Origin of the sequence: Pseudomonas sp. FH1 (assembly GCF_000510895.2) — a bacterium.
Taxonomy (GTDB): Bacteria; Pseudomonadota; Gammaproteobacteria; order Pseudomonadales; family Pseudomonadaceae; genus Aquipseudomonas; species Aquipseudomonas azotoformans_A.
In genome coordinates this window covers 70781-79550 of record NZ_AOHM01000052.1, presented here as the reverse complement: position 1 = coordinate 79550, position 8770 = coordinate 70781, and the positions used below count along the sequence as shown (strand labels likewise).

General features: G+C 59.4%; 6 protein-coding genes. All 6 read right to left on the bottom strand.

The window, feature by feature from the left end:
* Window positions 1-440 precede the first annotated feature (440 nt).
* Complete coding sequence (locus H096_RS16980) at window positions 441-1631, bottom strand: Wadjet anti-phage system protein JetD domain-containing protein (RefSeq protein WP_225786690.1); 1191 nt, start codon at window positions 1629-1631, stop codon at window positions 441-443.
* The gene (locus H096_RS16975) at window positions 1582-4887 is read right to left on the bottom strand and encodes an ATP-binding protein (protein WP_082461633.1); all 3306 of its coding nucleotides are present in this window, start codon (window positions 4885-4887) and stop codon (window positions 1582-1584) included. Before H096_RS16975 ends, H096_RS16980 begins: the two co-directional genes overlap by 50 nt.
* Window positions 4884-5633, bottom strand: a complete 750-nt coding sequence (locus tag H096_RS16970) for a DUF4194 domain-containing protein (protein ID WP_023083530.1) — start codon at window positions 5631-5633, stop codon at window positions 4884-4886. The genes H096_RS16975 and H096_RS16970 overlap by 4 nt, the downstream gene beginning before the upstream one ends.
* 2 nt (window positions 5634-5635) lie before the next feature.
* Complete coding sequence (locus tag H096_RS16965; RefSeq protein WP_082461622.1) at window positions 5636-7135, bottom strand: DUF3375 domain-containing protein; 1500 nt, start codon at window positions 7133-7135, stop codon at window positions 5636-5638.
* Between the two features lie 650 nt (window positions 7136-7785).
* Window positions 7786-8277 (bottom strand): RES family NAD+ phosphorylase, encoded by a 492-nt coding sequence (locus tag H096_RS16960; RefSeq protein WP_033900177.1) that lies wholly within the window; start codon window positions 8275-8277, stop codon window positions 7786-7788.
* Entirely contained in the window at window positions 8274-8762 is a 489-nt protein-coding gene (locus H096_RS16955) for an antitoxin Xre/MbcA/ParS toxin-binding domain-containing protein (RefSeq protein WP_033900175.1), read from the bottom strand. Before H096_RS16955 ends, H096_RS16960 begins: the two co-directional genes overlap by 4 nt.
* Window positions 8763-8770 lie beyond the last annotated feature (8 nt).

Sequence of the window (8770 nt, the reverse complement as noted above, 5' to 3'; positions counted from 1 at the left end):
CCGAGCGCTCCTGGTCGCGTCATCAGACCGGAATCTCGTGAGCGCCCCCGACCTGCAGGGCTTTCAGCTGAGCGGCATCCTGAGTGCGGGCAGTCACCCAGCCCCGACCATACGCTCCAGCGCAACCGGAAACAGCCGAGCGCTCTTGGTCGCGTCATCAGACCGGAATCCGGCGAGCGCGAGATCGGCTCGGCCATGGTGCAACTCAATTGACCGGAAATCCGTGAGCGCCCCGGCCTCCGGCGCTTTAAGTCGACCGGAATCGTGAATCGCCCTTAGTCTCGTCGACGAGATGAAAAGACTCGTTGCAGACCAACGCTGAAAACCGACCGCCTAAAGCGATCAACGTTGGAAATGTCAGAGAAGGCATTTCTGAAGACCGTGGGTTAAGGGTAAGCGGTCTCAGGATTAGAGGGTTATTGAGCCCATCGCCAGCCGCTCTATACAGGGACCGCCCGAGCCCACTGCTCGATAGCGCGCTCAACTTGTACCTTTGGCAGGTACTCCTGCTCAAGACGTCCTCGCTCTTGCACCAGCAGATACCGATAGAAATCCGCTTCGTCAGCCAGCAAACCAGGTGGGGCCGACTCCCGCGCTTTGGCCGGCTCAACAACTGCATTACCCGGTGAGTGCTGTTCAAACAGCTCCTGCTCCATCAATAGTGCTTCGACCGCTGGTTGATGAAGCCTCGCTCGCGCCAGCATCAACAAGCCCCAGGTGTCCATGTCGCCCCAGTAGGCGATCTGTTTCCCGGCTAAGTGCGCAGACGCCAACCACTGCAAATCGAGTCCTGCACCCAGCACAGCCAGGGTGTCCGGCAAGGTTTCGGGCAGCAAGTGAACACATTGCTCATTTTCCACCACCAGCAACCGCGAACCAGGAAGCGGGGTTTCAGCCAGTTCCGCAGTCGTGAGCCTAAGCCGCTTGAAGGGCAGCAGCTCAGGCTGAAGAGGAACGACTAGTACCCAATGACTGCTTTCTTCAAAGGCATCCAGAAACGTCGTCAGGCCTTGCTCGGACGCCGCGCCTTCGAAACGCTCGTCGAGGAGCCGGGTCAGCAAGCTGGCGTTACGCTCGAAAAACTTGGTGTCTACGCCGTGCTCGGCAAGCAGGCGCAGTGGACGGCCTCGGGCACAGCCTAGCGACAAGCGGGTGGCGAGTTGCGCCGTGGCGACGACTTCTTCAGGGGGCTTCGTCAACCATAAGCCCCGTTGTGCTACCAGCAGCGCATGAAAGGCACTGTCTACCTGCTCGACCAGATATTCGAGTTGAGCGTACTCCCGGCTGACCGTTGGATCATTGGCCGCGGCAATCCATTCGGAGGGACTACGCAAGTGCCAGCGCATCGGCAAGGAAATTGGGGCCAGCCCAGCTCGATAGCTGACTGACTCCCAGTCGACCTTCCCCACTTTCACGCTCCGCCAGTTCTCCACATGCTGGAGCACCGCATGGATGTTTTCAGCGAAGACTCGTGCCGAAGGCTTACCGATGTTGAAGCATTGCGGCCAGCTGCCGGGATTGAGCAAGCGTTCCAAGCGTACGCTGGAGCGCTGCCATTGTTTGGCCAGGCTGCGACTGATGTCAGTGGGCGACTTCATGCATGGCCTTGATGCGCTGTTGATGATGCTCATCCAAAGCTTCCCAGCTCAGGGAAACCAGACTGGATTCCACGCCGCGCCGATGAACGACGACTGCCGAACGCGTATGGTGGCGCAACAGGCGCATTTCCTTGTTGGGCGTGATGAAGACAGCATGTAGGCCGAATTCCCTCAGCGCTGCGATGATCCGACCGGCAACCGCATGGGAGCTGCGCGAGAACGCCTCGTCGAGCACGATGGTGCCGAACAACGGCCGGCTGCTGCCGTCGGGACAGAGCGCATAGCTGAGGGAGGCGGTCAGCACATAGGAGGCGATGATCTCCTTCTCGCCACCACTGCCGCCCTGAGAACCTGTGCGGGTCTCGATGACATTCCTGCTTTCGCGATCGACCACCGATACCGCGAACTCCAGGCGGAAGCGCGGATCCAGCAGTGCCTTGGCGCCCTGATTCCTGCTGTGTTCGCAGGCGTCCTTGAGCAGCCCGACGAGCGCCTGCAATGCCTTGTAATGGCTCTCGCCTTCATCATCGATGAAACGCGCCGAGTTCAGTTGGCGCTGAGCCTGTTGCAAGGTGCGCAGGCTTGCATGGATGACCTTTGTCGCAACCAAGCGCAGATAGCGCCCGGGCTGAAAGTCAACACGCTGCATCGTACTGTTCAGGTCATCCAGACGCTCCTCAATCACCGAGACTTCATGGTCGATATAGCTAAGTAGCTGGGTGACGCCGTCATCCGAGGAACGATTGAGGTATTCCAGGAAGCGCTTGAGTTTCTCGGGCAGGGCTTCCTCGGTCAGCACACGTAGACGCTCCAGATACTTTGGTACGTCCACCAGCTCCCGCCCGACCTCTGACAGCGCACCGGTGTCAACCTTCAGGGCGTCGGACATACGTTTGGCAAGCTCGGATTTCTGATCGCCCAGTTTCTCACCCAGCGCTTTGAGCTGCCCTTGAAGCTCATGCGTATGCTTGCGCTCCAGCTCGACAATATCGCCGAGGTCAGCAGCGCTCAGCGTCGGGAAGTGCGCTAGCGCCAACTCACGTTGCGTATCGCTCAGCCCCTTTTCGGCGCCGCGATAAGCCTTACGGGTAGCGGATGCGGCCTGCTCGAACTGAATTTTCAACTGACCGCACTGCTCGATAAGTTGTTGCCTCTGTCGATCCAGAGAGTCCAGCAATGCCTCAGCTTCATCCAGCTCAGCCTTGATAAGGGCGAGGTCAGAGTCGGGGCGTGTCAGGGTGTCCAGCTGAGCACGCAGCGACTCCAGCTGACGCTCGGCGCCCGGCAGATCAATCTCCTCGAACTGCAGTTCTTCGACGCGCTGCAGCAGCGAAGCTTGATCCTCCAACTTGCGGACATCGCCCTGGGCGGCATCCAAGGCCAGCTTGGCAGGCGCGAGCTGTTCATTGACCTCGCGAATTTGTTCAGTCAGGAAGGCCAGACGGTCGCGGTTGTCGAAGCCGGTCAGCCAGCCTTCATCCAGGCGCTTCTGGTCCTGCTTGTCGAAGAAGCGTTCCTTACCCGACATCAGCCCCTGGGCCGTCATGGCATGCGGGGTATGACGCAATTGCTCCGGGCTTTCCACACAATGTCGGTCGTTGTCCGCCAGCAGTGCCTTCACGGCTTCTCGGTACGGATGCTCCTTGAAGGTCAGCTTGCGGGTAAAGCCATCGTCGAAGAACACGGGGCGCGACGACGGCTCCTTGACCTCCAGCAAGCGCACATGCAGGCGGTTATGCCGTTGGTTCACCCAACGCAGTGCAGCCTCGGACGCGCCATGCGGCACCAGGATACGCAGGCGGTGGCTGCCGATTGCCCGCTCGATGGCACCCCGCCAGGCCAGTTCCTCGGGCTTGACCTGCACCAGCTCGGCGACGAAAGGCAGGGCCGATTCATCGACGCCAAGCGCCTGCGCCAGATCTCCTCGAAAAGCATGGAAATGCCCGGGCAGGTTCGAGCCTGGCCGTCTCTCCACCTCGGCACGCTCCTGCTGTAAGGCCTGCAGGCGGCCATTGAGCTCCTGCTGGACGAGACCCGCATCGAACGCCGTTTGCCGCGCGTCAGTAATCTGCTGGGTCAGTATTTCCAGGCGCGCCGCGATCTGCTGCTGATTCTCCTCGAGGGCTGCGGCCGATAATGCCTCCGCCAGTCCAAGCCCCTTGGCCAGGCGTTGGTACTGCTCGGCCTTCAGGCGCCGCTTATCGCACTCCCTGAGCCAATCCGCGATGCGCCCGCGTAATTGATCCAGCCCTGCGCCACCTACGCGCAGGTAGCGCTGACGATGTTGATCGACCACGCCCTTCTGGGCATCAAGTCGACGCTCGCAGTGTTCTCGATCCAGCTCAGCCTGCTTGTGCTCCTTCTCTAGCCTATTGGTTTCAGCCAACCATAGGCGATACCCCTGCTCGGCAAACCAGACCGGAAGAATGCCTTCGAGCACCTGTTTATCCTGCAGCTGTTCTTGTAAGGCCTTGTAACGCTCCCAGCCATCGGCAACCGGTTGTAATGAGCGCTGCTGCTTTCTAGCGGTTTCCAGTTCCCGGTGAATGTCCGTTAGATCATCGAAACTAGTAGCGACCTCGGCAGCCCGCCCGAAAGCGGAGCGGTCATCGAGCACCAACTCGCGAAAGATCTCATCAATGCTATTGAGCTGCTTCAGGCCGGCAGCGCGGTTGAGCAAGGTGAAGGCGTTTTCACCGACTTCGAAGTAATCCCTGAGCCTGGCCAGGAAGGCTTTTTTGCTGGGATACGGCCAGATACCCGTCCCATCCTTCTCCATCTGACGCAACGCCCGCATGCCGCCTGCGTGATGTTGGCTGAGCCAATGCTCCAGCGTCTGCTCGGGGGACTCGCTTAACAGCCACAGTTTTTTCAGATCGGACGCCGAGGAGCTGGTGCCCTCGAACCAGAGTACAGCGCCCAGTCGCACCTGCGCACCGTCACGCTCGAGCGTGGCGGCAATGGCGGTGACCGTCTTACCCTGGCGCGCGATATGAGATTGCTCTACACCTCCGTCTCCAGGGCCGGTAACCCCGCGCACATAGGACACCAGATCACGGTCGCTTTCATGCCCACCTGTGGAAGCCAGGTTGTAGCGCGGGTTGGCGCACAGCAAGGTCATCAGAGCATCCACCAGCGTCGTTTTACCGCTACCCGTTGGGCCGATCACGGCGGTGCCTGAGGGATCGATCTCGGCACGGTGATAGCCCTGAAAGCCGCCCCAGTTATAGAGTTCGATGCTGCTGAGAATGAGGGTCTCGCTGTCACGCCAGAGCAGTGCTTGCTTCACGCCTCGTCCTCCTCAGCAGCGGCAGCCGGGGTAGTCGCGCCCTCCACCTGCTCGCGCAGCCAAACCACCAGTGCCTGCAGGTTCTCCGGGTTGGCCAAGTGGGTAATGATGGGGCGGATGATGACGCGGTCATGGGCGTCCAGAGCCGACACCAAACCATGCCCCTTGAGCTGATCCAGCAGCGTGATGACGCGATTGCGCTCCTTCGCCTCACTGCCCAGCTCGCCCAGGTAAACCTGCAATTGCGGAATCAGCTCATCAACAGCTACCAGTGCCTGAGTGGCGCCCGTACCGCTTTCCTGTTCGTAGGCGATGAAATGCTGGCGCAGAATGGCGATCAGCAGGGACTGCTCCAGGTTCAGCCTTTGCCTGCGCACAAGGGGGTGCGACCAGTCATCCTGCTCGGCCACCTCGCCCTGACGAACGGTGACGAACACCAGCCCGCGAACCTCGTCGACCCCCATGGCCAGGTCGAGGGGTTCCAGGATTGTGTCGACCGCCTCGATATTGGCAAGCGCCGAGCGATACAGATTGGGCTTGTGACTTTCTTCCAGCAGCCCGTACTTGAGCATTTCCTGTACGGCCTCACGTACCCGTTGCGGCGTCCGGCGCTCATCGACCTGAACAGCGGCGCTCATAAGAGGCTGTTCATCATCCATGCCGTCATCCAACGCTATGGGCTCCACCGTCAGCTCCGTTTCGTCGGCGCCAGAGGCGCCTGCAATTCGATCGAAGATCCCTGCCATGCTCACAACTCCCAATCGATGTCCTTGAGTGCCTCGTGGTCGAGTCCGACATAAGGCAGATTGAAGCGCCAGCGTTGCTCATCCTCGTCAACTAGCTCCACGAGCTGACGCTCCTCTTTCAGCACCTCAATACCTGCCTCGCGTGCCATCGCCAACCAGAGCGCAAAGGTTTCTAGGTCGTGAGCAGGTGGAAGCAAAGACGCAAGCTCCCCGAGACTCACAGGGCGCCCCTGCTCCGCCAGCACAGCTAGGGTGTCCTGAATCAGCGATTCACGATCCAGCCCGTCGAAGGCATCCCAGAAGTCATCATCAATCTGCTCCAACCCCGCTGGCTTCAAACTCAGATCCAGCTCGCCCGTATCATCGTCATCCAGGGTCTTGAAGCGGAGACGCTCGATTGCCGGGATACCGGTAATGGCTACGCCAACTGGTGGTAAACATGCAGGCTTACGGCGTTCTGACTGGCGTTGCCAGTCGACGCTGAGCGCTAGATTGAAGAAGTCGTTGAGTAACTGTCCGACGCGATGATGCTCGGCGGCCAGCCCCGTCTTCATGAAGCCACGAACATCGCGCTCGCTTCGGGCGCGCGCTTGGAGCACAGCCTGCGACTCCCGAACCAGGCGTAACGCCAGCCAACGTAGCTCACGTTGCTGGGGACGATTCAGTGCCTTTGGAACCGCTGGATGACGAAGGATGGTGCGCAAACGCTCACGCATGGTTTCCAGCTCAGCGGACTGCCTCAGTTGCTGCTGGAAGCTTTCGAAGACACGCCCCTCGGGAGTGTTGAGTAGAGCATCTTGCCCGTCCAACAACCGATCGACGATTTCTCCACGGTGAGACTGCTCGCTGATGATCGAGTGTCGAAGGGCGCGATCCGCCTCGCGCCAAGAGTCTTCAACTCGTCGAAAGTCCGCGCGTAGGCTGGTGGCCAGGTTATATACCTCGCGTATGCCCTCTATCGCCTGCGCTTCATCAAGCACGATGACGTTGCCAGCCTCTACCTGCGCTAGCTCGTGCTCCAAATCCTGTATTCGGCGGCGCAGGCTGGCAATACGGCCAGTTGGGCTGGGGTTCAGACCCGTTTCCAGGTTTTCGATCTCGCGCTGAACCACCGAAAGGCGAGATGCCGTGGAAGTCATGATCCGACTATCCAGCGAATCGACGAACTGGATGGCGGACTCCAACGCGTCGGTTGCATAGATACGCCCCTCTCGTTCTACGACCAGACGCCGCTTGATCCATTCACGAAGTTCACGACCTGCTTGGAGATGCGTTGCATCTGGGTCGATTTCGTAAAGTTCCTGGCTGGCATAAGCAGCCAGCATTTCGGACAGCGCTTGCAGCGCATCCTCCATGGGGATCCCATCATGCGCCCGCTCGAACAGCGTGCGCAGGCAGCCCAATACGAGCGGAGCACGCCGCGAGGCAAGCAAAAGCCAAGCGGGGTGCTGGCTGCGGGCGGATACATAGCGTTCTGAACGCTGTTGCGCGCTTTCTTCCATGACGGCCACATCGACAAAGGTTGTCTGAGAGCGAGCTTACCAAGCTAACCCGCTGCCTCATGATACGTATTTGTCCTGTCGGGTGGGCTCCGTTTAATGGTCCGCAGGGGTGGTGTCATTTGAATAGAGTGAGTGAAAAGCCAGGCCAGTCGAGGTTTAACGATTTATTCCGGGGGCGCACGCTGGATATTTGCGATTTGGCGGAGGGATCTGTCGTCACGAGGGTGTATTTGGCTAGTTCGGCGAAGAGATCCCTGTGAGCGTATGTGGCAGCTCAGTGGTTTTTGCGGGACTGCCACTGCCATCCTGCGGCAAGCCAGCGCAGCCACGGTGGCTATAGAGCGAAGTCTCGATGACCTATCAGTGAGCTGCTGGTGGATTAGCTGGGTGCGGCATGGGGATAGTGAATTTCCCCGGTGGTATCCCGTCGTTTCCTACTCAAAAAGAGCGGCGTCAGTTTAAAGGCCCAAGTGAGCTTTCACTGGCTTGGTTGCTGTGCCGTAGGCTGGGGCGTTGTAAATCAGGGGGGACAGGTAGGGCCTGTTGTTCTGGCCGGTACACGTCCTGGTGCTACGGCTACGTGAAGAGCTGTCACGCAATCTAAAGGCATTCACCTGAAAGACACTGCTGGCTCAGCCAGCGCAAGCCACTCAGACCTTAACGAGACGCGTATCCAGGCCGAAGCGCTCTTGGCTGATCATTCGATACCTGCCATCGGCCAGCTCGCGACTGACAAGCAAGTTCCAAGAGTGGCGAGTGACGGCGGATGGGATGAGTACGAACGGATGCTCGGCCAGCAGGGCGTCTGCAAACTTCTGCTGGTTAGGTGAAGCGGATGCACTCGTCAGCCAGATAGGATTGGGAACATCTTCAGGCTGTACGACCTTGATAAGGCTTTGATCAAGCACTTCGAAGCATGTGAGCACATGCGCAACCGTATCCAACGCATCGAAGCCGACATGCACCGCCACCTCCAGGATGGCGGTTGAGGGATCTGCCGATGCGTACACAACGTTTCGCCCCGGTGCGTTCCAGCGGCCACCCAGCTTGTGGGCACCAATGCCACTGTCCCAGGTGTCCTTGTAGAGCTCACGGTCGAGGCGCCATGCGTACCATGAGCCAGACCAGGGAAATGGGTTCACTGATAGACCCCGTACTCGATGCGCTCCAGATAGTCCTCGACTGCCTGAAAACCCACTGGGTTGTCGATAACGTCCAGCGGCACGTCACCGTCCAGATACTTGCAAGGGCGCCCTAGCCATTCTTCGGCCAGCTTTTGAGTGCCGAATACATTGATCGCGTGCTCCAGCACCTTCGCGTACTGAAATGCCACGGCGCTCTGTTGGGAGTTGAGGTGTGCTGGTTGCTTGCTGCCCTGGCGCTGAATCGTCCTGATGGACTTGCCCACAATGCGACTCATGATCTTCTTCGTCGAATACAGATCAGAAATCGCAAGCATGTCTTGCACGTCTTTCAGGTCGAAGCCTTTGACCGTGAGCCTGTAGACCATGACCGGACTGAGCTGGTCAGAGTCACTTTGGAAAAGGTATTCCGTTGGCCTACGGGCGGCGGGTGCTGCCTTGCGGGTGCGAGTGCGAGTGCGAGTGCGAGTGTCGGCGGAAACCATAGAGCATT

Coding starts and splice junctions, on each gene's coding strand:
- H096_RS16970 (WP_023083530.1), bottom strand. CDS start 5,633: ATGGCAGGGATCTTCGATCGAATTGCAGGCGCCTCTGGCGCCGACGAA.
- H096_RS16980 (WP_225786690.1), bottom strand. CDS start 1,631: ATGAGCATCATCAACAGCGCATCAAGGCCATGCATGAAGTCGCCCACT.
- H096_RS16955 (WP_033900175.1), bottom strand. CDS start 8,762: ATGGTTTCCGCCGACACTCGCACTCGCACTCGCACTCGCACCCGCAAG.
- H096_RS16965 (WP_082461622.1), bottom strand. CDS start 7,135: ATGGAAGAAAGCGCGCAACAGCGTTCAGAACGCTATGTATCCGCCCGC.